Raw genomic sequence first — 22,236 nt, 5'->3', positions numbered from 1 at the left:
CGCCGCGCCCCCACCGTGAGCCGGGGCGGAGGCTGGCCGCATGGGTGTGAAGGTCAGCGTGATCGTCAATGTCCACAACCCGGGTGACACCGCGGACGCGGCCATCCGCTCCGCCATGGAGCAGACGATGCCCGCGGGCGACGTCGAGGTGCTGCTCGTGGACGACGGGTCCACGGACGGGACCGCGGAGCGCCTGGACGCCATCGCCGCGGCCCGTCCTCATGTGCGGGCGTTCCACCTGCCCTGCACCGGCTCGCCCGCCCGTGGCCGCAACGTGGGGCTGGCCGACGCCCGCGGCGACTACGTCTTCTTCCTCGACCAGGGCGACCGCCTGGAGCGCGACGCCCTCGCCCGCATGTACGAGCGGGCCGTCGAGACCGACGCGGACGTGCTGATCGGCCGCCTGGTGCGCGCCTCGGGCCCGCCGATGGTCGCCTTCGCCCGCAGCACCGCCCGCGCCGACATCCTGCGCGACCGCCTCCTCAGCGTGCTCGGCCCGCAGCAGCTCTACCGCCGGGCCTACCTGGAGGAGCACCAGCTCGGCTTCTCGGTGACCGGCGGACGGCTGGCCGAGCAGGCGTTCGTCATGCGCGCCTACCTGCACGCCAAGGTGATCGCGGTGCTCGCCGAGCACGTCTGCTGCCACCTCGGCGAGCGGCCCCGGCTGGAGGAGGAGCCGCACGCGATGGCGCAGGAGCTGCGGTCGCTGCTCGACGACATCGACACCTACGTCGGCGAGGGCCGCCAGCGCGACCGCATGTACGCCTACTGGTACCGCTACGCCGTCCTGCGGCCCCTGCTGACCAGCAGGTTCGCCGACTCCTCCGTGGACCGGGGGCGGCACTTCCGCCTCGTCCAGCAGCTCATGGAGGAGCGCTTCCCCGAGAAGCTGGACCGCCACCTGCCCGTCCAGCTCCGGGCCGTGGCCGCGTTCGTCCGGCTGGGCCGCCTGGACCAGATCGTGCTGCTGGCCACCTCGGCCCGCCGCGGCGGCCTGATCTCGGAGCTGACGGAGGTGCGCTGGGACGCCCACGTCCTGGTGCTCGGGCTCACCGTCGAGGTCAAGGGCGTCGACGGCGGGCCCGACCGCTACCGCGTGGACGGCCCCCGCCTGCACTGGGTGCCGCCGCGTTCCATCGACGCCAAGCTGCTGAACCCCAGCGTCACCAACGTGAGCGACGCCGTCGAACGGGCCCGCATCGAGGTCTACGTACGCCACGCCGCGACCGGCGTCATCCACTTCCTGCCGCTGGCCCAGCGCGTCGAGGTGGTCCAGGAGGGCCGCCGCAGGGCCCGCGTGCAGATCAAGGCCGAGGCCAGGGTCGACGTGAGCAGCGCCGCGTACGGCGAGCCGCTGCTGCCCGGCCAGTGGGAGCTGCACGTCCGCATGTACGGCGGCGCCAACCAGGCGAGAAGCCGGGTGCGCCGGCCCGAGGGCCCGCTCAACTGCCTCGGCGTGCTCGCCCAGCGGCCCCGCATGCGGCTCGTCGTGCCCTGCTGGTCCGACCAGGGGGAGCTGGGGCTCGCCGTCGAGCCACGCTCGTTCGCCGAGTCGATCGCGCTCGTGTCCGCGGCGGCCGAGGTCAAGCAGCTCGACGGGCACGCCTACGTCGTGCTGCCGGTGCCGTACGTGCCGCCGAGCGGCGGCCCGCCCCTGGAGCTGGTGCTGCACAGCACCGGACACGGCCGCGAGCGCGAGGTGAGCGCCCCGGCGCTGGCCGAGGCCGGGCTGCCGGGGAAGCTCGCCGGGCAGCTCGTGGCCAAGCTGCCGGTGCGGCGCTGGCCGGCCGCCGACCACCTCGGCCCCGGCACCTGGCTGGCGTCGCTGCGCTCGGCCGAGGAGGAGCTGGGGCTGCGCTTCGCCCTGACCGTACGGCGGGGACGGGTGGAGGTGCGCCCGTCCGCCGCCGTGGACCCGGGCCGGCCCTCGCCGCTCGGCAGGGACACCGCGCTGCACCGGCTCGGCCGCCGGCTGCCCGGCGTCCGGCACGTGGTGCGCCTGGCGCGCGCGGGCCGGCACCGCTACCTCACCTGACCCACGCCTCCAGCTCCTCGAACGCGCTCCTGAAGGCGGGCAGCATCGGCTTGAGCCGGTCGGGGTAGAGATCCACCAGGCTGTCCAGGTGGTTGCCGCCCTCGATCCGGTGGTAGCGGAACGGCCGGTGCGGCCCGACCATCCGGGCGTAGACGTCGGAGTCGCGGGAGATCGGCAGCAGCGTGTCCAGCGTCCCGTGGATCGTGATGAGCGGCTTGGTGATCCGGCCGGTCAGCGCGATCTTGGCGACGGCCGCGTACGGCCTGCGCGCGTCGTAGTCGTAGTCGGCAGGGGCGCCCTGGTAGGACGGATCCAGCTCCTTCTGGTAGAGCTCCTGGGTGAGCTCCCAGTAGTACTGCCGGTGGAAGGGCCACAGGAACTCCGACCCGGCCGCGAACCCGGCCGCCCGCACCCCGGCCTCGTCCGGGTACGCCTTCAGCGCGGCCGGCAGGACGTTCAGCAGGTTGTCGCCCTTGAGCCGCCAGAGCGTGCCCTCCCAGTCGACGCCGCCGTCGTAGAGGTGGCCCCGGTTCTCCAGCTGCCATCTGACGAGGTAGCCGCCGTTGGAGATGCCGGCCGCGTACGTGCGGGCGGGCTGCCTGCCGTACCGCTGGCGGACCACGGCCTTGGCGGCCACGGCGAGCTGGGTGACGCGGTCGTTCCACTCGGCGATGGCGTCGCCTGGCGCGCGGCCGTCCTCGTGGAAGGCGGTGCCGACGTTGCCCTTGTCGGTGGCGGCGAAGGCGTAGCCCTTGGCCAGCACCCAGTCGGAGATCGTGTAGTCGTTGGCGTACTGCTCCCTGTTGCCCGGGGTGCCGCTGACGACCAGGCCGCCGTTCCAGCGGTCGGGCAGCCTGATCACGAACTGGGCGTCGTGGTTCCAGCCGTGCGTGGCGTTGCCGGTGGAGGTGTCGGGGAAGTAGCCGTCGATCTGCGTGCCCGGCACCCCGGTCGGGTTGACCGTGGCGGCCGAGTGCAGCCCGGCCCAGTCGGCCGGGTCGGTGTGGCCGGTGGCCACGGTGCCCGCGGTCGTGAGGTCGGCCAGGCGGGCGACCACCTGCTTCTCCGCGCCCGGCACGGCGAGCTGCTGGTGCGGCTGCTGGACGGGCGTCAGCAGGCTCGCGACGAGGGTGAGGGCGACCAGCATCACGCCTCCTCCAGGTGGGCGGCCAGCAGCCGGCCGAACTCGGCGGGGTGCTCCAGGTGCGGGCTGTGTCCGCACTCGGCGATGACCACCTCGCGGTAGGGGCCGTAGCGCTCCAGCACCGCCCGCGTCTGCGTCACCATCGGCTGGGCGGGCGTGCCGGGGGAGCCGGGCACGACGCCGAGCGCGCCGAGGTGCGCCAGGTCGAACAGGGACGTGTCGGAGACGATGACGTCGTCGGCGCCCCTGATCCACAGGACGGGCGGCTTGGGGTCGATCTCCGGCAGGTCGTCCAGCCGGAAGTAGGTCGGGGACATGGTGTTGAGCACGCCGCTCTTGCCGGGAGCCAGGTGGGGCCAGGCGTCGGACGGCACCGCGTCGCCCGGGTAGTGGGCCTCGCCCACGCGGGTGGTCAGCATGGCGCGGACGTAGAAGTCCTCGTCGGGGACCGGGTGCTTCACGTAGGAGGAGCGGAAGACGCTGCGCGGCGAGGTGGGCGACTCCTCCGACAGGTCGCCGGCCTGGAGGCGGGCCACGAAGTCGGGGTTCGCGCCGCCCGCTCCCGCGCCCGCGCCGTCGGGGTGCGTGATCCGGCCGTCCGCGCCCTCGGTGCCGCCGAAGCCGTACGGCGAGACCGGGTTGACCAGCGTGACACTCCGCACCGCCGCGGGCCGGTCGCGCAGGGCCTGCAGCACCACGCCGCCGCCCATGCTCCAGCCGACCAGGTGGACGGGCGCCAGGCCCAGGGTCTCGACCAGCTCCAGCACGTCGTCGGAGTAGTCGCGCAGGCCGCGCGTGGCGTCCACCGGGGCAGGATCGGTGTCGCCGAAGCCGCGCAGGTCCACGGCCAGCGGGCGGTAGCGGTCCGGCAGCGCCGCCATCGTGTCGCGCCAGAACGCGGCCGAGGAGACGTTGCCGTGGACGAACAGCACGGGCTCGCCGCCGTCCCTGCCCTCGACGGTCAGGACGTTCTGGGTGAGCCGGGGAGTGGTGACCTTCATCGCGTGTGGATCCTTTCGGCCAGGTCGCGGCCCTGGGTCTCCCGGGCGGCGTAGACCGCGCCCAGCGTGAGGACCGCGGCCAGCCCGAGGTAGAGAGAGATGGGAAGGCTACTGGAGTACGCGCGCAGCAGGGCGACCGCGATGATGGGCGCGAGCGCGCCCGCCACGATGGCCGAGAGCTGAGCGCCGATCGACACGCCGGTGTAGCGCATCCGGGTGCCGAACAGCTCGGAGAAGAAGGCCGCCTGGGGTCCGTACATCATGCCGTGGAACAGCAGGCCGACGATGACCGCGACGGTGATCGCCAGGAAGTTGCCGGTGTCCACCAGCGGGAAGAACGCGAAGATCCACACGCCGATGCCGGCCGCTCCGGCCAGGTAGATCGGGCGGCGGCCGACCCGGTCCGACAGCGCGCCCCACATCGGGATCGTCACGAAGTGCACCGCCGAGGCGATGAGCACCGCGGTCAGCACGGTCGAGTTCTCGACGCCGGCGGTCTTGGCATAGGTGATGACGAAGACGGTGAGCAGGTAGAAGGAGATGTTCTCGGCCAGGCGGGCGCCGATGGCGACGAGCACGTCCTTCCAGTGGTGGCGCAGCACGCCCACGATGGGCGCCCGCTCCTCCGGCGCCGACTCCTGGAAGACCGGCGACTCCGTGATCGTCAGCCGGATCCACAGGCCGATCAGCACCAGCACCCCCGACAGCAGGAACGGCACCCGCCACCCCCACGCCAGGAACGTCTCCTCCGGCTGCCAGGCGGCCAGCGCCGCCAGCACGCCCGTGGCCAGCAGGTTGCCGCCCGGCGCCCCGGCCTGCGGCCAGGAGGCCCAGAAGCCGCGGCGGGCGTCGTCGCCATGCTCGGAGACGATGAGCACCGCGCCGCCCCACTCGCCGCCGAGCGCGAAGCCCTGCACCAGGCGGAGCCCCGTCAGCACCAGCGCGGCGGCCGGGCCGAGGGTCTCGTACGTCGGCAGGCAGCCGATGAGGAACGTCGCCGTCCCCATCATCACCAGGCTGACGACCAGCAGGGTCTTGCGGCCCACCCGGTCGCCGAAGTGGCCGAAGACCAGGCCGCCGAGCGGGCGGGCGACGAACCCGACGGCGTAGGTGAGGAACGACAGCAGCGTGCCGGTCAGCGGATCGGACTCGGGGAAGAAGAGCTGGTTGAACACGAGGGCGGCGGCGGAGCCGTACAGGAAGAAGTCGTACCACTCGATGGTCGTGCCGATCAGGCTGGCGGCGACGATCTTCTTGATGGAGGTGGCCATGCCGGTCACGGTAGGGAGTGACCGGCGTCACTCATATGGAGTCGGGGCCCACACTCTGCCGGGTGGATGTGTGGCCGAGGCGGTGCAGCCGGAGGGCGAGCTGGAGCTCCAGTGCCCGCTCCGGCTCCTGCCAGCCGTCGCCGAGCAGCCGGCCGACCCGGTCCAGCCGCTGCGTCACCGTGTTGACGTGGATGTGCAGGGCCTCGGCCGTACGCGACGGCGAGCCGCCCGTGCCGAAGTAGGCCGCGAGGGTGTCGGTCAGCGCGGTGCCGCGCCGGGCGTCGTAGCCGATCACCGCGCCCAGCACCCGGTCCACGAAGCCGCGCACGTCGCGGCCGTCGCCGACGAGCAGCCCGACGAAGCCCAGCTCGGCCGCGCTCGCGCCCTCCCCGGCCCGGCCCAGCGCGATCAGCGCCTCGGCGCACCGCCGCGCCTCCTGGTAGGCGTAGGGGACGACGCCCTCCGCGGCCGCGAGGGCCGCGCCGGCCGTGGCCTGCCGGCCCAGGGACGCGCTCAGCTCGGCGGCCGCCCGCGCGGCGAGCGCGCCGGGACGCTCGCCCGGCAGCAGCAGCACCACCTCGTCGCCCCGCCCCGCCGCGAGCCCGTGCCGGATCGCCGCCTGCGAGGACGCCCAGAACGCCGCCCGCTCCCGCTGCCCGCCGTGCTTGACCACCACGACGACGTGCGGCGCCCCCAGATCCACCCCGAGCCGCCTGGCCCGGTCGGCGAGGCCGGGGGAGTCCGGCCGGGCGATCAGGTCGTCGAGCAGCTCGCCGCGCACCCGGCCCTCCGCCTCGGCCACGCTCCGCCTGAACAGCAGCAGCAGCGCGCACACCAGCGCCGCCCGCTCCAGGATGCGCTCGTCGGCGTCGTCGCTGCGCAGCACCAGCGTGCACAGCGGCTCGCCGCCGACGTCCACGGACGCCACCAGCAGCTCACCGCGCCGCACCGTCCGGCCGAGCGCCCGCGACGCCTGCGCGGCCTCGAACACCCCCGCGTCCAGCTCGCCCACGTCGCCCGTGAGCGGGCGCCCCAGGTCGTCCAGGACCGCGAGGGCGCCGCCCAGTACGTCCGTCACCACGGCCGCCACGTCCTCGATGCCGCCGCCGCGCAGCACCAGCGAGGTCATCCGGTCGTGCGCCAGCGCCGCCCGCTCCACCGCCTCGCCGCGCGCCCGCGATGTGCGGTGGGCCCGCGACAGCTCCTCCAGCGCGTTCCTGGTCTCCTGGAGCAGCCGCGCGTTGTCGATCGCCACCGCCGCGTGCGCCGCGAGGCTCGCCAGCAGCGCCACCTCCTCCTGCTGGAACGGCCGCGCGCTGCGGTTGGCCGCCATCAGCACGCCGATCACCCGCTGCCCCAGCCGCAGCGGCACGCCGAGGATCGCGACCAGGCCCTCCTCCTCGACGGCCTCGTCGATGTGGCCCTCGTGGCGGAAGCGCGGGTCGGCGAAGTAGTCGGCGGTCGCGTACGGCGTCGCCGTCTGCGCCACCAGCCCGCCGAGGCCCGCCCCCATCGCCAGGCGCAGCGCCCGGAACTTGGCCGAGATCGACCCGTCGGTGACCCGCATGTACGTGTCGCCCCGCTCGGGGTCGTGCAGCGTCATGTACGCGATGTCCGTCGCGAGGAGCTGCCTCGCCCGGTGCACGATCGCCTCCAGGACGGCGTCCAGGTCGCGCAGGGCGGCGAGGTCGCCGGCGGTGTCGTAGAGAGCGGACAGCTCGGCCTCGCGCCGGGCCCGCCGCCTGAGCAGCGCGCGCACCCTCAGCGCCTCGATCTTGGCCTGCTCCAGCTCCTCGATCTCGGCCGCGTCGGCCCCCCGGGCCCGCGCCTCGACGATCGGCCCCTCGAACTCCACCGCCGACGCCTCACGCGCCAGCAGCTCCAGATAACGGCGGGACATCAGCGGGCCGTCCACCCCCCGTCCATGGGAAGGGAGACTCCCGTGATGAAGGAGCCGCTGGGGCCGCACAGGTAGGCGACCAGCTCGGCCACCTCCTCCGGCTCGATCAGCCGCTTGACCGCCGCAGGCCGCAGCATGACGCTCTCCACGACCTCCTCGGGCGCGATCCCGTGCACCCGCGCCTGGTCGGCGATCTGCGCCTCCACCAGCGGCGTCCGCACGTACGCCGGGCAGACGCAGGTCGAGGTCACCCCGTGGGCCGCCCCCTCCAGCGCCACGACCTTGGAGAAGCCCTCCAGCGCGTGCTTGGCCGTGACGTACGCCGACTTGTACGGCGACGCCCGCAGCCCGTGCACCGACGAGATGTTGACGAACCGGCCCCAGCCGCGCTCGTACATGCCGGGCAGCACCCGCCGCGCGATGAGGAACGGCGCCTCCACCATGACCCGCAGGATGGCCGAGAAGACCTCCGGCGGGAACTCCTCGATCGGCGCCACGTGCTGGAACCCGGCGTTGTTCACCACGATGTCGACCGGCTCGTCCGGCAGCGCCGCGACGAACCCGGGATCGGACAGGTCGGCCACCACGGCCACGCCGCCCACCTCGGCGGCCACTTTCCCCGCGGACTCGGCCCGCAGGTCCGCGACCAGCACCCGGGCGCCGCCGGCGGCCAGCCTGCGGGCGCACGCCGCCCCGATGCCGCTGCCCGCCCCCGTCACCAGCGCGGTGCGCCCCGTCAGCTCCTTCGCCATACTCCGCACCCTAGGCGCTTCCCGGACCGGCCCGCATGGGGGCGGACGACATAGATGAGCGCTCCGGTATGTGGATCATCCCGTCTGATACGGTGGGCGACATGATCGCGTATGCGCAGCAGTGGTGGCCCGCCTCCTAGGCGGACCTCCAGCGCACACGCACCCGGCCGCCTCGACGAGGCGGCCGCCGGCATCCGTACGCGCCCCCGTCGAGCACTTCACGAAAGGGGCGCCTCGCGTGACCAGCACCGCCACCTCCGCCGCCACCTCGGCCAAGGCCGTCAGGAAGACCTGGGCCGAACTGCTGTCCCTGCTCCTCGACGGGGTGTCGCTCACCTCGCGCCAAACCGCCTGGGTGATGGAGCAGATCATGTCGGACCAGGCCACGGACGCCCAGATCGCCGCGTTCGCGGTCGCGCTGCGCGCCAAGGGCGAGAGCGTGGAGGAGGTCTCCGGGCTGGCCGACGGCATGCTGACCAGATCGGCGGCGATCCGCGTCTCCGGCGACCCCGTCGACCTCGTCGGCACCGGCGGCGACCGGGCCGACACCGTCAACGTCTCCACCATGGCCGCCATCGTGGCCGCCGCGGCGGGCGTCAAGGTCGTCAAGCACGGCGGCAGGGCCGCGAGCTCCAGGTCCGGCGCCGCCGACGTGCTGGAGGAGCTGGGCGTGGTCATCGACCTGCCGCCCGCCGCCGTCGTCCACATCGCCGAGGAGCTCGGCATCACGTTCTGCTTCGCCCCTGTGTTCAACCCGGCGCTGCGGCGCACCTCCAGGCCGCGCCGCGAGCTGGGCGTGCCCACCGTGTTCAACTTCCTGGGCCCGCTCACCAACCCCGCCCTGCCGCCCGCGCAGGCGGTCGGGGTGTTCCACCAGCGGATGGCGCCCGTCATCGCCGGCGTGCTGGCCGCGCGGGGCGGCTCGGCGCTGGTCTTCCGCGGCCACGACGGGCTCGACGAGCTCACCACCTGCGGCCCCTCGACCATCTGGGTCGTCCGGCTCGGCTCCGTCACCCGCACCGCCTTCGACCCCGCCGAACTGGGCATCGCCCGCGCCCGTCCCGAGGACCTGCGGGGCGGCGACGCCCGGCACAACGCCGCCGTCGCGCGGACCGTGCTCGCCGGCGAGCGCGGCCCGGTGCGCGACATCGTCCTGCTGAACGCCGCCGCCGCCGTGGTGGCCGCCGAGGGCGCGCCGCGCGCCAACGAGCTCGTGCCCGCCCTCGCCGGCGCCTACAAGCGGGCCGCCGACGCCGTCGACTCCGGCGCGGCGCTCTCCCTGCTCACCCGCTGGGGCCACGCCACCCGTACGGCCTAGCCGGGCCGGGTCATCGACAGCACGTCGAGCGCGGCGTCGAGCTGCTCCTCGGTCAGGGTGCCGTCGGCCACGTGGCCGCGCTCGACGACGACCTCGCGGATCGTCCTGCGCTCCGCCAGGGCCTGCTTGGCGATCCGCGCGGCCTCCTCGTAGCCGACGTACTTGTTGAGCGGGGTGACGATCGACGGGGACGACTCGGCGTACTCGCGCAGGCGCTCGACGTTCGCCGTGATGCCGGTGACGCAGCGGTCGGCGAGCAGGCGGGAGACGTTCGCCAGCAGCCGGATCGACTCCAGGACGTTGCGGGCGATCACCGGGAGCTGCACGTTCAGCTCGAAGGAGCCGGACGCCCCCGCGAACGTGATCGCCGCGTCGTTGCCGATCACCTGGGCCGCGACCATGGCCGTGGCCTCGGGGATCACCGGGTTGACCTTGCCCGGCATGATCGACGAGCCGGGCTGCAGGTCGGGCAGGTTGATCTCGCCCAGCCCCGCGCGCGGGCCCGAGCCCATCCAGCGGAGATCGTTGGCGATCTTGTTGAGCGACACCGCCACCACCTTGAGCTGCCCGGACAGCTCCACCATGGAGTCCTGCGCGCCCTGCGCCTCGAAATGGTCCGCCGCCTCGGTGAACGGGATGCCGGTCGCCTCGCGCAGCTTGGCGATGGCCGCCTTCGCGAACCCCGGCGGCGTGTTGATGCCCGTGCCCACGGCGGTGCCGCCCAGGGGCAGCTCCAGCACGCGGTCCATGGCGGCGGTCACCCGTACGACGCCGTGCTCGACCTGCGTCGCATAGCCGCCGAACTCCTGGCCCAGCGTCACCGGCGTGGCGTCCATCAGGTGGGTGCGCCCCGCCTTCACCACGCCCGCGAACTCGGCCGCCTTCGCCCGCAGCGCCTCCGCCAGGTGCCGCAGCGACGGGATCAGGTGGAAGGTCACCTCGGTGGCCGCCGCCACGTGGATCGAGGTCGGGAAGACGTCGTTGGACGACTGGGAGGCGTTCACGTGGTCGTTCGGATGGACCGGGCGGCCCAGCCGCTCCTCGGCCAGCGCGGCGATCACCTCGTTGGCGTTCATGTTGGACGAGGTACCGGAACCGGTCTGGAAGACGTCGATCGGGAAATGGTCGTCGTGCTCGTTGTCGGCCACGTCGGCCGCCGCCTGCGCGATCGCCTCCGCCAGGTCTGCGGCGAGCACGCCCAGCTCGCCGTTGACCTCGGCGGCGACCGCCTTGACCAGGCCCAGCGCGGCGATGTGGGACGGCTCGAGAAGCCGCCCAGAGATCGGGAAGTTCTCCACCGCCCGCTGGGTCTGCGCGCGCCACCTGGCCCCGGCCGGCACGCGCACCTCGCCCATCGAGTCATGTTCAACGCGAAACTCGCTCATGACTCCCAGTCTTACCCGCGACGGGCGGGGTCAGCTGCTGAAGAGGGCCACGATGAGGACGGCGATGACGACGGCGGCCGCGGCGGCCACCGCCATGAGGACGAGCATCCCGTTGCGGTTGCCCGTCTGCTGCTCCTCAGGGCCCGCGATGGAGAACAGGTCCGTGCCGAGGCCCTGGCCCTCGAAGGGGACCTGCGGCCCGCCCTGCTGGGGGCCGAACTGCGGGCCGCCGGGCTGCGGCGGCTGCTGCGGGGGAGCCTGGTTCGGCGCCGGGCCGGGCCGCCCGCCGGACGGGGGGCCGGCCGGCGGGTAGACCTGCTGGCCGGGCGAGCCGATCGGCGACTGGATGCGCATCGTGTTGATCGAGCCCTCGTCGGCCGGCGGCTGCTGAGGCGGCGTGGGGAACGGGCCCTTCGGACGGGCCACGCTGACCGTACGGTCGGGGTCGTAGCCCTCCCCGGAGGACCCGAAGGCGTTGCCCGGCGCCTGCTGCGGGCCCGTCGGAGCTCCCGCGCGAGGCCCCTGCGAGGGGCCGCCCTGGGGACCACCCTGCGGCTGACCCGGTGGCCGGCCCTGCGGCCGGCCCTGCGGGCGGCCCTGTGGCTGGCCCTGGGCGGCGCTCTGCGGTGCCGTGGGCGCCTTGGGGCCGGGGGCCGGCGCCCCTGGGCCGCGCGGGCCCTGCGGCGCCGCCGTGGGCGGCTGCGGCTGCCCGGCAGGCCCCGCCGGGGAACTCGCCGGGGAGTTCTTGGCGAACGGGTCGGGCAACGCGACCTCCTGAGCCATCAGAGCCTCGGCCGTGATCACCGGCATCTCGCTCGTCGGGGTGTCGGCGACCATGCGGAGCAGGGTCTCCGCCTTGGCGGCGTTGAGCCGCTGCCGGTAGTCCTTGTTGAGCAGGCCGTTCAGCACGGGACGCAGCTGCCCCGCCTGCGTGGGCGGGTCGGCGCTCTCGGTGAGCAGCGCCGCCAGCGTCTCGGCGATCGTGGAGCGCTCGTAGGCCGGCCGCCCCTCCACCGCGAAGTACAGCGTGGCCCCGAGCGACCAGACGTCGGACTCGGGCCCGGTGTACTCGCCCCTGGCACGTTCCGGGGCGGTGTAGCCCGGCGAGCCGATCACCATGCCCGTCTTGGTGAGCCGCGAGTCGCCCTCGGCCTTGGCGATGCCGAAGTCGGTCAGCACCACCCGCCCGTTCTCGGTGATGAGCACGTTGCCCGGCTTGACGTCGCGGTGCGTGATGCCCTGGCCGTGCGCGGCCCGCAGCGCGCCGAGCAGGTCGACGCCGATCTCGGCCACCAGGCGCGGGGGCAGCGGCCCCTCCTCCTCGATGACCTGCTCCAGCGAGCGGCCCTCGACGAGCTCCATGATGATCCACGGACTGCCGTCGTCGATGAGGACGTCGTGGATCGCGGCCACGGCGGGGTGGTTGATCCGGGAGGCGATGCGGCCTTCGCGGACCATGCGCTCGCGCAGCTCGGTCCGCTGTTCTTCGGTGAGCCCCGGGTCATGGCGGATCTCCTTGACCGCCACCTCGCGCCCGAGCGCGCGGTCGCGCGCGCGCCACACCGTGCCCATGGTGCCCCGGCCCAGCGGGGCGATGAGCTCGTAACGCTCCGCGAGCAGGCGTGTCTGCTGTTCCGGCATACGAAGAAGATATCGATTCTCGCTTGGGAAGTGCTTTACCCTCGCTTGCGAAGTTCTCTTGGCCAGAACCGCCGAGGAAGGCACAACTTTATCACCGTGGCTTTCAGACGGGCATAAGCAGACGGGGTTTCCCGCTGCTCCACGCGCTTGCGGTGGACGCCCTCGCCGGGGCGGCGTTCCTGCCGGGGAACGCTCACCGGGGCGGAGTTCGTGACGTCGGCCCGGTGCATCCCCCGGTGCGCGGGCCGGCGGGCGAAGGCGGGCGGCGTGACGCCCTGCCCCGAGCGCCCCTGAGCGGCACGCGGCGGCCTGCGCGGGGCCAGCGGCTCCTCCGCCGAGCCTCCGGCCGCGACCCTGGCCAGCATGAGCGAGGCGCGCACCGAGTCGAGCCGGGTGTGTGGATCGATCCTGAGCAGGGCGTCGAGCACCGGCGCGAGCGGGCCCGCCTTGGTCATCGGGATCGGCTCGCCGCTCGTCAGCGCGGCCAGCGCCGCCGCGGCCGTGCGGCGGCCGTGCAGGCCACGGCCCTCGACCGCGGTGTAGAGCGTCGCGCCGAGCGACCACAGGTCGGCCGCCGGGCTGGCCTTCGAGCCGAGCACCCGTTCTGGAGCGATGTAACCCGCGGACCCGAGAACGATGCCCGCCTGGGTGATGGAGACGTCACCTTCGAGTGCGGCCAGCCCGAAGTCGGTCAGCACCGCGCGGTCCTCGGTGACGAGCACGTTGCTGGGCTTCACGTCGCGGTGCAGGATGCCCTTGGCGTGCACGGCGCGCAGCGCGCCCAGGATCTGCCGGCCGATCTCGGCGGCCCGGCGCGGCTCCAGCGGGCCCTCCTCCTGGATGAGCTGCTCCAGCGACTTGGCGCGCAGCAGCTCCATGACGATCCAGGGCCGGTCGTCCTCGGTGACGACGTCGAAGACCGTGATGACGGACGGGTGCGCCACCATCGCGGTGGCCCGGCCCTCGCGCTCGGTGCGCGCGCACAGCTCGGCGCGCAGCTCCTCGTCGAGGACGGAGGGCAGCCGCACCTCCTTGACCGCGACGTAGCGGTTGAGCAGCTCGTCGTGTGCCCGCCAGACGGTGCCCATGCCGCCGCGACCGACCGGCTCCACAAGCCGATAGCGCGCGGCGAGAAGGTAACCGGAGGGCGCACGCATGCCTGGCAGCTTACCTATTTGTGTAAACCGACCAGTAGAGGCGCGGCCGATAAATTGTTGCGAACTTAAGTCAACCTGCCTGACTCGTCACGTCAGCAAACCTGTGCCGGGCCTCTGTCCGAAGGTAGTACGAGTGTCCCTCTGGCGTCGAGACCGCGCGGCCACGGTCTGTGCCGGCCGGCACACTCATCCGTCCAGAAAACGGGCATGATGCCTTGTAGGGGACGTTCAGCTCAACCGACGGCCGGCCAGCAGGGGAAACAGGGGTCGGTCAGCGAGTTGTAAGGGTGCCGTAAGGGGGCGGGCGCATGGTAAAGCCGAAAACAGCGGGCCATCGCCGGAACGAACCGGAGCGACGGGTCCGCGACGCACCGCAGACGGCCACGCGAAGGACGTGATGAAGATGCGCCAGATCCAGGTCCGCCGCCGGCCGAGGAAGCCGAGCGCCCCGGCGCTCGACCTTCGCACGCCGTCAGGCCGCCCGCTCCCGTTCTGAAGCTGTCACCCACGACTCATGCCCACCCACGACACATCGTCGGAGCGCAATCAGAGAGGTGCGCGATGTGCAGTCATTATCCGGCCTGTCCCAGTGCCGACGCGCCTGACCGTGAGGCGTCGCACGTCATCTCGGCCCACCCCGACCAGGGGTGGAGCCTGCTCTGCAACGGAGTCGTCCTGTTCGACGACACCGGCCTGCTGCTGCCCGACGGCACCGTGGTGCCGCCGCACCGGGAGCCCATGCAGCTCGCCGCCTGACAACCCCTCGCCCGCCGGTGCCGAGCGGCGAAACCCCCCACCCGGCACCTCCTCCGCCGTTCCTCAGCGACGGCCGATCGACAGCACGGGTCCCGTGCGGTCGGTGAAGAAGTCGTCGCCCTTGTCGTCAACGACGATGAAGGCGGGGAAGTCGACCACCTCGATCTTCCACACCGCCTCCATGCCCAGCTCCGGGTACTCCAGGACCTCCACCTTCTTGATGCAGTCCTGGGCCAGCCGGGCCGCCGGGCCGCCGATGGAGCCCAGGTAGAAGCCGCCGTACTTCTGGCACGCCTCGGTCACCTGCTTCGACCTGTTGCCCTTGGCCAGCATCACCATCGAGCCGCCGGCCGCCTGGAAGCGCTCGACGTAGGAGTCCATCCGGCCGGCCGTCGTCGGGCCGAACGAGCCGGAGGCGTACCCCTCGGGCGTCTTCGCCGGGCCCGCGTAGTAGACGGCGTGGTCCTTCAGGTACTGCGGCATCTCGCCGCCCTCGTCCAGCAGTTCGGCGATCTTGGCGTGCGCGATGTCGCGGGCCACGACGAGCGGGCCGGTCAGCGACAGCCGGGTCTTGACCGGATATTTCGTCAGCTCGGCGAGGATCTCGGGCATCGGGCGGTTGAGGTCGATCCGTACGACGTCGTCTGACAGGTGCTCGTCGGTCGTCTCCGGCAGGAACCGCGCCGGGTCGGTCTCCAGCTGCTCCAGGAACACGCCCTCCGGCGTGATCTTGGCGAGGGCCTGGCGGTCGGCGGAGCACGACACCGCGATGGCGACCGGGCAGGACGCCCCGTGCCGCGGCAGGCGGATGACGCGCACGTCGTGGCAGAAGTACTTGCCGCCGAACTGCGCGCCGATGCCCAGCTTCTGCGTCAGCTCGAAGACCTTCGCCTCCATCTCCAGGTCGCGGAAGCCGTGCCCGGCGGGCGAGCCCTCGGTGGGGATCGAGTCGAGGTAGCGGGCGCTCGCGTACTTGGCGGTCTTCAGCGCGTACTCGGCCGAGGTGCCGCCCACCACGATCGCCAGGTGGTACGGCGGGCACGCGGCGGTGCCCAGCGAGCGGATCTTCTCCTCCAGGAAGGCCATCATGCGCTTCTCGTTGAGCACGGCCTTGGTCTCCTGGTAGAGGAACGACTTGTTCGCCGAGCCGCCGCCCTTGGCCATGAACAGCAGCTTGTACTCGTCGGGGTGGCCGTGCGGGTCCTCGGCGTACAGCTCGATCTGGGCCGGCAGGTTGGTGCCGGTGTTCTTCTCCTCCCACATGGTCAGCGGGGCCATCTGGGAGTAGCGCAGGTTGAGCCTGGTGTAGGCGTCGTACACGCCGCGGGCGACGTGCTCGGCGTCGCGCCCGTCGGTCAGGACGTGCCGGCCGCGCTTGCCCATGACGATGGCGGTGCCGGTGTCCTGGCACATCGGCAGGACGCCGCCGGCCGAGATGGAGGCGTTCTTCAGCAGGTCGAGCGCCACGAAGCGGTCGTTGCCGCTGGACTCGGGGTCCTCGATGATCTTCCTGAGCTGGGCGAGGTGGGAGGCCCGCAGGTAGTGGGAGATGTCGTGCACGGCCGTCTCGGTGAGCAGCCGCAGGGCCTCCGGCTCGACCTCCAGGAACGTCCGCCCGGCCGCCTCGACCTTCCGCACCCCCTCCGTCGTGATCAGCCGATATTCGGTCTCATCGGCTCCCAGCGGCAGCAGGTCGGTGTAGTCGAACTCGCCCATGTCCATCCTTTCGTCCGGCCTGTAGATTACGCGCCTCCCGCGGCGGCCCGTACGGGCTCCCCTGCCGGGGCCGGGGCCGTGAGCCCGACGAGGATGCCGGCGATCACGAGCGCGGCGCCCATCAGGTCGTACGCGGAGGGCACGGCGACGCCCAGCACCGCTCCCGTCACGATCGCCCCCACCGGGATGAGCCCGGCGAACAGGCCCGCCGTCCCGGGGCCGAGCCGGGGGAGCGCGGTGTACCAGAGGAAGAAGGCGAGCACCGTGATGACGACCGACATGTAGGCGAAGCCGAGCGTCTCCGGCATCGTCGGCACCCGGAACATCGCCGTGCCCTCGGCCACGAGCCCGACGGCGAGCAGCATCGGGACGGCCAGCGCCGTCGAGTACGCCGACACCCGGATCGCCCCCAGCCTGGGCAGCAGCGGGATGGCCAGCAGCGAGAAGGCGACCTCGCCGGCCAGGGCGCCGAGCGACCAGAGGAGTGCGGGCAGGTTGCCGGTGCCGAGCCCGGTGGCGAGGGTGGCGCCGGCCACCACGACCGCCGCGCCGGCCAGCAGCCGTGGCGCGGGACGGCCGCCGGCCAGGGCGAGCCACAGCGGCACGGTGCCGAGGACGGTGCCGACCAGGACGGGGCCGGCGGCGCGGGTGGCCTCGATGACGCACACGTTGAACACGACCAGGCCGAGCAGCGTGAGCAGGCCGAGGTACCCGCTCTCGCGGCCGGTCAGGCGGACGAACCGCAGGCCGAGCAGGCGGGTGAGGAGGAGCAGGATGGCGGCCGCGACGAGGTACCGGACCGCCTGGCCGCCGTACAGCGGGTACGCGCCGACGAGACCGGAGACGCCGGCCAGCGTGCCGACCAGGAACATGGCGGACGAGGCGCCGAGGATGCCGTGCTTCATGCGAAGGATGCTAGAAAGACATTGGTTCGCGTAAACAGTCCAATCCAGCGCCGGAAGACAGGACCAATGTGGCCGACTTACACATCCGGATAAATCGGGAAAAAGGTGGAATTGCGGGGCAAATTGCCTCCGAGTTGCGGAACTCCATCCGGGGCGGGCGGCTCGCGCCCGGCACCCGGCTGCCCGCCACCCGCGACCTCGCCGCCGACCTCCAGGTGTCCAGGGGAGTGGTGGTGGAGGCGTACGAGCAGCTCGTCGCCGAAGGGTTCCTGGCCTCGCGCGTCGGCACGGGCACCCACGTCACCCCGAGAACCCCCGCCACCCCCGACCTCGCCCCGGCCCCCGACCGCCCTCCCGTCCCCCGTCCCCCGGCGCCCGCGCGCGACGTTCGCCGGGGGAGCTACTACGGGCATCGGCCCACCTCGCCCGATCTCGCCCATTTCCCCCGGCAGCGCTGGCTCGCCGCCGTCCGCCACGTCCTGACCGCCGTGCCGTCCGACGCCCTCGACTACGGCGACCCCGGCGGCGTGCCCGAGCTGCGCGAGGAGCTGGCCGGCTACCTGCGCCGGGTCCGGGCGGCCGACGTGCGCCCGGAGAACCTGGTCGTCGTCGGCGGCGTCGCCCAGGGCCTCAGCCTGGTGGTGCACGTCCTGAGCCGGGAACGCGGCCTGCGCCTCGCCGTGGAGGACCCGACGAGCCTCGGCCAGGTCCCGCTGCTGCGGCGGGCGGGCGCCCGGCTCGTGCCGGTGCCCGTGGACGAGGAGGGCCTCGACGTACGGCGGCTGACGGGCGAGGCGGCCCTGGTCACCCCGGCGCACCAGTTCCCGACGGGCGTGGTCCTGTCCCCGCCGCGCCGCGCGGCGCTCGTGGAGTGGGCGCACGCGGGCGGCCGGTACGTCCTGGAGGACGACTACGACGCCGAGTTCCGTTTCGACCGCGACCCCGTCGGCTGCCTCCAGGGCCTCGCCCCGGACCGGGTGGTCCTGTCCGGCAGCGTGAGCAAGGCGCTGGCCCCCGGGCTGCGCCTCGGCTGGGTGGCCGCGCCGCCGGAGCTGGCCGAGGAGGTCCGCCGGGCGCGCGGCGAGCTGGACCTCGGCTCCCCGGTCGTCGACCAGTACGCCCTCGCGCACTTCCTGCGCACCGGCGGCTACGACAGGCATCTGCGGCGCATGCGGAGGGAGTACCGCCGCCGCAGGGACGCCCTGGTCGCGGCGCTGTCCGAGGAGCTGCCACAGGTGCGGGTCAAGGGCATCGAGGCGGGGCTGCACGTATACCTGGAGCTCCCGGACGGCTGGGCCGAGCGGGACGTGGTGCGCGCGGCGCGCGAGCTCGGACTGTCGGCCGAGCCGGTGGGTCCGATGCGCGAGCTCGCCGGTCCGCCCGCCGTGGTCGTCGGGTTCGCCCGGCTGCCGGCGCGCCAGGCGCCCGAGGTCGTCCACGGATTGAAGGTCCGAATGTCAGGACAAATGGTTGACCCAGGCTGACGCCTCGCCTAGAAAGGAGGCACGTCGCGTCACTGGAGCCGCCATGCGTGTGGGACTGCTGGGTCTCGGCCGGATCGGAGCCTTTCACGCCGCCACCCTGGCAGCGCACCCGCTGGTGGACGAGCTGGTCGTGGCCGACCCCGTGCGCAGCACCCCGTACGGCGAGCCCGGCGACCCGTTCGACGTGGACGCCGTCGTCATCGCCACCCCCACCAGCACGCACGCCGACCTGATACTCAAGGCGTGCGCCCGGGGCATCCCCGTCTTCTGCGAGAAGCCGGCGGCCGGCACGGTGGCCGAGACGCTGAAGGTGCTGGAGGCGACCGAGGGGCACCGGGTGCAGATCGGCTTCCAGCGCAGGTTCGACCCTGGATACGCGGCGGCGCGGGCGGCGCTGCGCGCGGGGGAGCTGGGCGAGCTGCACCGCGTCCACCTGGTGACGGCCGATCCCGCGCCGCCGCCGGCGTCGTACCTGCCGCTGTCCGGGGGGATCTTCCGCGACTGCCACGTCCACGACTTCGACGCGCTGCGCTGGGTCACCGGCCGCGAGGTGGTCTCGGTGTTCGCGCGCGGGGCCAACCGGGGGGCGGCGTTCTTCGCCGAGGCCGGCGACGTCGACACCAGCACGGCGCTGCTCACGCTGGACGACGGCACGCTCGCCACCCTCCAGGGCTCCCGCTACAACGGCGCCGGCTACGACGTGCGCATGGAGCTGGCAGGCACCCGCCGCACCCAGGCGGTCGGCCTCGGCCCGCGCGCGCCGCTCCGCAGCGTCGAGGGCCTGCCGGAGCCGGATGAGCCCTGGCCGGACTTCGTCACCCGGTTCGAGCACGCCTACCGCAGCGAGATCGACGCCTTCCTGACCGGCGCCGAGAACCCCTGCACCATTCTCGACGCCCTGTCCGCCCTGTACGTCGCCGAGGCCGCCGACCTGTCGCTGCGCGAGAACCGTCCTGTCGAGCTGGCCGAGGTCGTCCGTCCCGGCCGCTGACCAGGGCAGGTGATCAGGGCAGGTGATCAGGCGGCGGCCGGAGCGGCCGGGGTCCTGGGCTGGAAGGCGGGCGCCAGCACGAAGATCGCGGCCGCCAGCACCAGCGGCGCCGCGTACGCCACCCGGTAGTTCGCCGCCTCCGCGATGCCGCCGATCAGGGCCGCGCCGAGGATGAAGCCGATGTAGTTGAAGAGGTTGACCCGGGCGATGGCCACGCCGGTGCCTGCCGGGTCGAGCTTGCCCGCCGCCGAGAACGACTGCGGCCCGACGACCGCGAGCCCCACCCCGGTCAGGCCGAACGCGACGATGCCGAGCACCTGGTTGGGCGCGAGGACCACGCCGAGGAAGCCGGCCGTGGCGATCACCGCGCCGATGCGCACGATGGCGGCGGGCCCGTACCGGCGGGCCGCGACGTCGCCGCCGAGCCGGACGGCGAGCGTCGTCGCCTGGTAGGCGGCGTACGCCAGCGGGATGACGCCCGCGCTCGCGTGCAGCTCGTTCTTCATGAGGACGGTGTTGAAGTTGGAGACGGCGGCGTCGCCGATGTAGAGGAAGGCCATGGCCAGGCAGAGCGGGATGAGCGGCCGCCAGGGGAGCGAGCCGCCGATGGGCGAGACCTCGCTCTCCGGCTGCTCCTCCTCCTTCGCGCAGAGGCGGGGCCCGGCGTAGAGCGAGCCGGCCACGACGACGACCATGGGGATCGCCATGATCCAGTGGAGCGGCAGCCCGGAGGCGGCCGACGCCCACAGCGCCCCGGCCAGGCTGAGCACGCTCCACACGCAGTGGAACCCGTTGAGCACCTGGATGCCGTAGCGGCGTTCGACCGCGACGCCCTGCATGTTCATGCCCGCGTCCACGGCGCCGACCGACACCCCGAACACCAGCAGCACCGGGATCAGCAGCGGCACGTTCGGCGCGAGCCCGGCGAGCACCACGGCGGCGGCGACCACCGGCTGGGCGGCGCGCAGCAGCGGCCTGCTGCCGTGGCGGGCGGCGTACGTGCCGGCCGCCACGCTGCCGACGCCCGCGAACACCGGCACGATGAGCAGCAGCAGCGTGAGCGTGCCGTCGTCGATGCCGTGCTTGGCCTGCAGGTTCGCGACCTGGACCAGCAGTGAGGCGAAGGACAGCCCTTGGAGGGCGAAGACGGCGGACGTGGCCACACGGGCCTGGCGGTCGCGCGGGGACGGCACGGCGGCCTCCTGATTGGGGGGAGATCAAACGTGAGGCGGAGTCAGGTTAGCCGCACGCCAGGCCGTCGCGCCAGCAGCGGAGCAGGGGCATCGCGACGGGCTACGCGGACGACCTCATCGCCCCGCCGGGCTCCGGCGCCGTCCCGGCAGGGGCGGCGTCGAGCCGCCTTGCCGCCGCCCACACGCCGAGCGCGAGCAGCGCGGCCACCTCGGTGACCGCCAGCCCCCTCTCCACCAGCCCGAGCGGCATCACCCGATACCAGGGCAGCCCCGCCCGCGCCCCTATGAGGATCATCGTCGCGATGCCCGCCACCCACAGCACCGAGCAGACGCCGAGACAGAAGGCGACCAGCGTGGCCCGCGACCGCTCCCGCCGCCACGCCCGCGAACGCGGCCTGGCGATCACCAGGACCGCCAGCGGCAGGCACAGGAACGCCACGAAGCTGCCCACCCGGTGAATGCTGCCGCTCATGCTGGGCCCCACCGACCAGTCGTGCTTCTCGAACCAGGCCGTCAGGAACAGGCCCACGCTCCAGCCCAGCAGCGCGACCGTGCCGACGATCCCGGCGAGCCGCCTGCGGGCCAGCGACACCGCGATGGCCGCCGACCCGGCCGCCAGCAGGCCCACGCCGAGGCCGAAGACCCAGCCGCCGGGACCGAGACCGTGCTCGCTGATGGTCCGCCTGAACGGGTTGATCTCGTCCACGCTGGTCAGGTCCAGGCCGAGGACCAGGAGGACGCCCGCCCCGGCCGCGCCCAGTCCCCATCGTGCCGGTTGATGCACGCCCACCTCCGTCTGCGCGGCCTTTGCCCGGCCTTTTGACGGGATCAACGGAGCGAATCGCGCGATGATTCCGGCGTAGCGCGCCGAGCGAAACCGCCCGTCGGGGGATATCGTCGGAGATGTGAACGAACGCGCAGGGTCCTGGTTGCCGAAGCTGCAGGAAGTCGGTGAACGGCTGGCCGAGGAGTTCGTGTCCGCGCGGCGTCCGCCCGCCGCGGCCGACCTGCCGGCTCCGTCCGAGCTGCGGGCCTCCGACGCCGACCGCGAACGCATCGCGCAGGTGCTCCAGGACGCCCACGCCGACGGCCGGATCACGCTGGAGGAGCTGGAGGAACGCCTCGGCGTGCTCTACTCGGCGCGCACCCTCGGCGACCTCGCCGGGCTCACCGCCGACCTGCTCCCCGCCGACCAGCAGCCGCTCAACCTCGACGGCCGGCCGGTCTCGGCCATCTTCAAGCAGGAACGGCGGGGCGGGCGCTGGGTCGTGCCCGCCGAGCTCGCGGTGACGGCCATGTTCGGCACCACCAAGCTGGACCTGCGCGACGCCATCCTGCAGAACCGGCGGGTGGTCATCAACGCCACGCTGGTCTTCGGCGGGCTGGAGATCCAGGTGCCCGAGGACCTCGAGGTCATCAGGGTCGCCAAGGGCAAGACCGTCCGCCTCACCAAGCAGCCCACCGAGCCCGGCGCGCCCGTGGTGGAGGTCCGCACGACGAACTTCGCCGGCGAGGTCAAGGTCAAGGAACCCCCCCGCCGCAAACGCCGCCGCTGACCCCACCCACGGGCCTCAACCACCGCCAGGT

General features: G+C 73.2%; 18 protein-coding genes. 6 read left to right on the top strand and 12 right to left on the bottom strand.

Features of this window, described 5'->3' with window-relative positions:
• Positions 1–40: 40 nt before the first annotated feature.
• A complete protein-coding gene (locus Nocox_RS43455; RefSeq protein WP_084685778.1) occupies positions 41–2,035 on the top strand; it encodes a glycosyltransferase family 2 protein in 1,995 nt (664 codons plus the stop codon).
• On the opposite strand, the gene Nocox_RS37195 is transcribed toward Nocox_RS43455, so the two are convergent.
• Genes Nocox_RS37195 through Nocox_RS37175 form a run of 5 tightly spaced genes read right to left on the bottom strand, consistent with a single transcriptional unit; the run spans position 2,028 to position 8,103 of the window.
• Positions 2,028–3,182: an alpha/beta hydrolase family protein gene (locus Nocox_RS37195; RefSeq protein ID WP_020545131.1), complete on the bottom strand. Its 1,155-nt coding sequence runs from the start codon at positions 3,180–3,182 to the stop codon at positions 2,028–2,030. The genes Nocox_RS43455 and Nocox_RS37195 overlap by 8 nt on opposite strands.
• Positions 3,182–4,180: an alpha/beta fold hydrolase gene (locus Nocox_RS37190; protein ID WP_020545130.1), complete on the bottom strand. Its 999-nt coding sequence runs from the start codon at positions 4,178–4,180 to the stop codon at positions 3,182–3,184. The genes Nocox_RS37195 and Nocox_RS37190 overlap by 1 nt, the downstream gene beginning before the upstream one ends.
• Positions 4,177–5,451 (bottom strand): MFS transporter, encoded by a 1,275-nt coding sequence (locus Nocox_RS37185; RefSeq protein WP_020545129.1) that lies wholly within the window; start codon positions 5,449–5,451, stop codon positions 4,177–4,179. The genes Nocox_RS37190 and Nocox_RS37185 overlap by 4 nt, the downstream gene beginning before the upstream one ends.
• 31 nt (positions 5,452–5,482) lie before the next feature.
• Positions 5,483–7,366: a helix-turn-helix domain-containing protein gene (locus Nocox_RS37180; protein WP_020545128.1), complete on the bottom strand. Its 1,884-nt coding sequence runs from the start codon at positions 7,364–7,366 to the stop codon at positions 5,483–5,485.
• A complete protein-coding gene (locus Nocox_RS37175; RefSeq protein WP_020545127.1) occupies positions 7,351–8,103 on the bottom strand; it encodes a 3-hydroxybutyrate dehydrogenase in 753 nt (250 codons plus the stop codon). The genes Nocox_RS37180 and Nocox_RS37175 overlap by 16 nt, the downstream gene beginning before the upstream one ends.
• Positions 8,104–8,341: 238 nt before the next feature.
• On the opposite strand from Nocox_RS37175, the gene trpD reads away from it, so the two are divergent.
• Complete coding sequence (gene trpD / locus Nocox_RS37170; protein ID WP_020545125.1) at positions 8,342–9,421, top strand: anthranilate phosphoribosyltransferase; 1,080 nt, start codon at positions 8,342–8,344, stop codon at positions 9,419–9,421.
• On the opposite strand, the gene Nocox_RS37165 is transcribed toward trpD, so the two are convergent.
• The 3 genes from Nocox_RS37165 to Nocox_RS37155 are packed head-to-tail and all read right to left on the bottom strand — an operon-like array spanning position 9,418 to position 13,604.
• Positions 9,418–10,806 carry a class II fumarate hydratase gene (locus tag Nocox_RS37165; RefSeq protein ID WP_026214752.1) on the bottom strand — a complete coding sequence of 463 codons (1,389 nt, stop codon included), beginning with the start codon at positions 10,804–10,806 and terminating at the stop codon, positions 9,418–9,420. The two genes, trpD and Nocox_RS37165, sit on opposite strands and share 4 nt — an antisense overlap.
• Positions 10,807–10,836: 30 nt before the next feature.
• On the bottom strand, positions 10,837–12,447 hold the full coding sequence (locus Nocox_RS37160; protein WP_051112662.1) for a serine/threonine-protein kinase: 1,611 nt from the start codon (positions 12,445–12,447) through the stop codon (positions 10,837–10,839).
• A gap of 35 nt (positions 12,448–12,482) precedes the next feature.
• Positions 12,483–13,604: a serine/threonine-protein kinase gene (locus tag Nocox_RS37155; protein ID WP_026214751.1), complete on the bottom strand. Its 1,122-nt coding sequence runs from the start codon at positions 13,602–13,604 to the stop codon at positions 12,483–12,485.
• Positions 13,605–14,165: 561 nt separating this feature from the next.
• Between Nocox_RS37155 and Nocox_RS37150 the strand changes: the two genes are divergently transcribed.
• On the top strand, positions 14,166–14,360 hold the full coding sequence (locus Nocox_RS37150; protein ID WP_020545123.1) for a DUF5999 family protein: 195 nt from the start codon (positions 14,166–14,168) through the stop codon (positions 14,358–14,360).
• 63 nt (positions 14,361–14,423) lie between these two features.
• On the opposite strand, the gene Nocox_RS37145 is transcribed toward Nocox_RS37150, so the two are convergent.
• Both Nocox_RS37145 and Nocox_RS37140 read right to left on the bottom strand, forming a co-directional pair.
• A complete protein-coding gene (locus tag Nocox_RS37145) occupies positions 14,424–16,076 on the bottom strand; it encodes a fumarate hydratase (RefSeq protein ID WP_020545122.1) in 1,653 nt (550 codons plus the stop codon).
• A 26-nt stretch (positions 16,077–16,102) separates the two neighbouring features.
• Complete coding sequence (locus tag Nocox_RS37140) at positions 16,103–16,981, bottom strand: DMT family transporter (protein WP_020545121.1); 879 nt, start codon at positions 16,979–16,981, stop codon at positions 16,103–16,105.
• Between the two features lie 134 nt (positions 16,982–17,115).
• Here Nocox_RS37140 and pdxR point away from each other — a divergent pair, with 134 nt between their 5' ends.
• Together pdxR and Nocox_RS37130 are read left to right on the top strand one after the other, a co-directional pair.
• The gene (pdxR, locus tag Nocox_RS37135; RefSeq protein WP_020545120.1) at positions 17,116–18,465 is read left to right on the top strand and encodes a MocR-like pyridoxine biosynthesis transcription factor PdxR; all 1,350 of its coding nucleotides are present in this window, start codon (positions 17,116–17,118) and stop codon (positions 18,463–18,465) included.
• Positions 18,466–18,508: 43 nt separating this feature from the next.
• Entirely contained in the window at positions 18,509–19,456 is a 948-nt protein-coding gene (locus Nocox_RS37130; protein ID WP_026214750.1) for a Gfo/Idh/MocA family protein, read from the top strand.
• Positions 19,457–19,482: 26 nt separating this feature from the next.
• On the opposite strand, the gene Nocox_RS37125 is transcribed toward Nocox_RS37130, so the two are convergent.
• Both Nocox_RS37125 and Nocox_RS37120 read right to left on the bottom strand, forming a co-directional pair.
• Positions 19,483–20,649 carry an MFS transporter gene (locus tag Nocox_RS37125; RefSeq protein ID WP_020545118.1) on the bottom strand — a complete coding sequence of 389 codons (1,167 nt, stop codon included), beginning with the start codon at positions 20,647–20,649 and terminating at the stop codon, positions 19,483–19,485.
• Positions 20,650–20,749: 100 nt separating this feature from the next.
• On the bottom strand, positions 20,750–21,433 hold the full coding sequence (locus Nocox_RS37120; RefSeq protein ID WP_063711671.1) for a DUF998 domain-containing protein: 684 nt from the start codon (positions 21,431–21,433) through the stop codon (positions 20,750–20,752).
• A gap of 121 nt (positions 21,434–21,554) precedes the next feature.
• On the opposite strand from Nocox_RS37120, the gene Nocox_RS37115 reads away from it, so the two are divergent.
• Positions 21,555–22,205 carry a DUF1707 SHOCT-like domain-containing protein gene (locus Nocox_RS37115; protein ID WP_211212740.1) on the top strand — a complete coding sequence of 217 codons (651 nt, stop codon included), beginning with the start codon at positions 21,555–21,557 and terminating at the stop codon, positions 22,203–22,205.
• Positions 22,206–22,236 lie beyond the last annotated feature (31 nt).

Origin of the sequence: Nonomuraea coxensis DSM 45129, from assembly GCF_019397265.1 — a bacterium.
Classification (GTDB): domain Bacteria; phylum Actinomycetota; class Actinomycetes; order Streptosporangiales; family Streptosporangiaceae; genus Nonomuraea; species Nonomuraea coxensis.
Note: the sequence above shows the minus strand (reverse complement) of the source record. Positions and strands in the feature narration are given on the sequence as shown.

Bases quoted from the DNA above. Each gene is read 5' to 3' on its own strand.
- Nocox_RS43455 (WP_084685778.1), top strand. From the start codon at position 41: ATGGGTGTGAAGGTCAGCGTGATCGTCAATGTCCACAACCCGGGTGAC.
- Nocox_RS37195 (WP_020545131.1), bottom strand. From the start codon at position 3,182: ATGCTGGTCGCCCTCACCCTCGTCGCGAGCCTGCTGACGCCCGTCCAG.
- Nocox_RS37190 (WP_020545130.1), bottom strand. From the start codon at position 4,180: ATGAAGGTCACCACTCCCCGGCTCACCCAGAACGTCCTGACCGTCGAG.
- Nocox_RS37185 (WP_020545129.1), bottom strand. From the start codon at position 5,451: ATGGCCACCTCCATCAAGAAGATCGTCGCCGCCAGCCTGATCGGCACG.
- Nocox_RS37175 (WP_020545127.1), bottom strand. From the start codon at position 8,103: ATGGCGAAGGAGCTGACGGGGCGCACCGCGCTGGTGACGGGGGCGGGC.
- Nocox_RS37165 (WP_026214752.1), bottom strand. From the start codon at position 10,806: ATGAGCGAGTTTCGCGTTGAACATGACTCGATGGGCGAGGTGCGCGTG.
- Nocox_RS37160 (WP_051112662.1), bottom strand. From the start codon at position 12,447: ATGCCGGAACAGCAGACACGCCTGCTCGCGGAGCGTTACGAGCTCATC.
- Nocox_RS37155 (WP_026214751.1), bottom strand. From the start codon at position 13,604: ATGCGTGCGCCCTCCGGTTACCTTCTCGCCGCGCGCTATCGGCTTGTG.
- Nocox_RS37150 (WP_020545123.1), top strand. From the start codon at position 14,166: ATGTGCAGTCATTATCCGGCCTGTCCCAGTGCCGACGCGCCTGACCGT.
- Nocox_RS37145 (WP_020545122.1), bottom strand. From the start codon at position 16,076: ATGGGCGAGTTCGACTACACCGACCTGCTGCCGCTGGGAGCCGATGAG.
- Nocox_RS37140 (WP_020545121.1), bottom strand. From the start codon at position 16,981: ATGAAGCACGGCATCCTCGGCGCCTCGTCCGCCATGTTCCTGGTCGGC.
- Nocox_RS37130 (WP_026214750.1), top strand. From the start codon at position 18,509: ATGCGTGTGGGACTGCTGGGTCTCGGCCGGATCGGAGCCTTTCACGCC.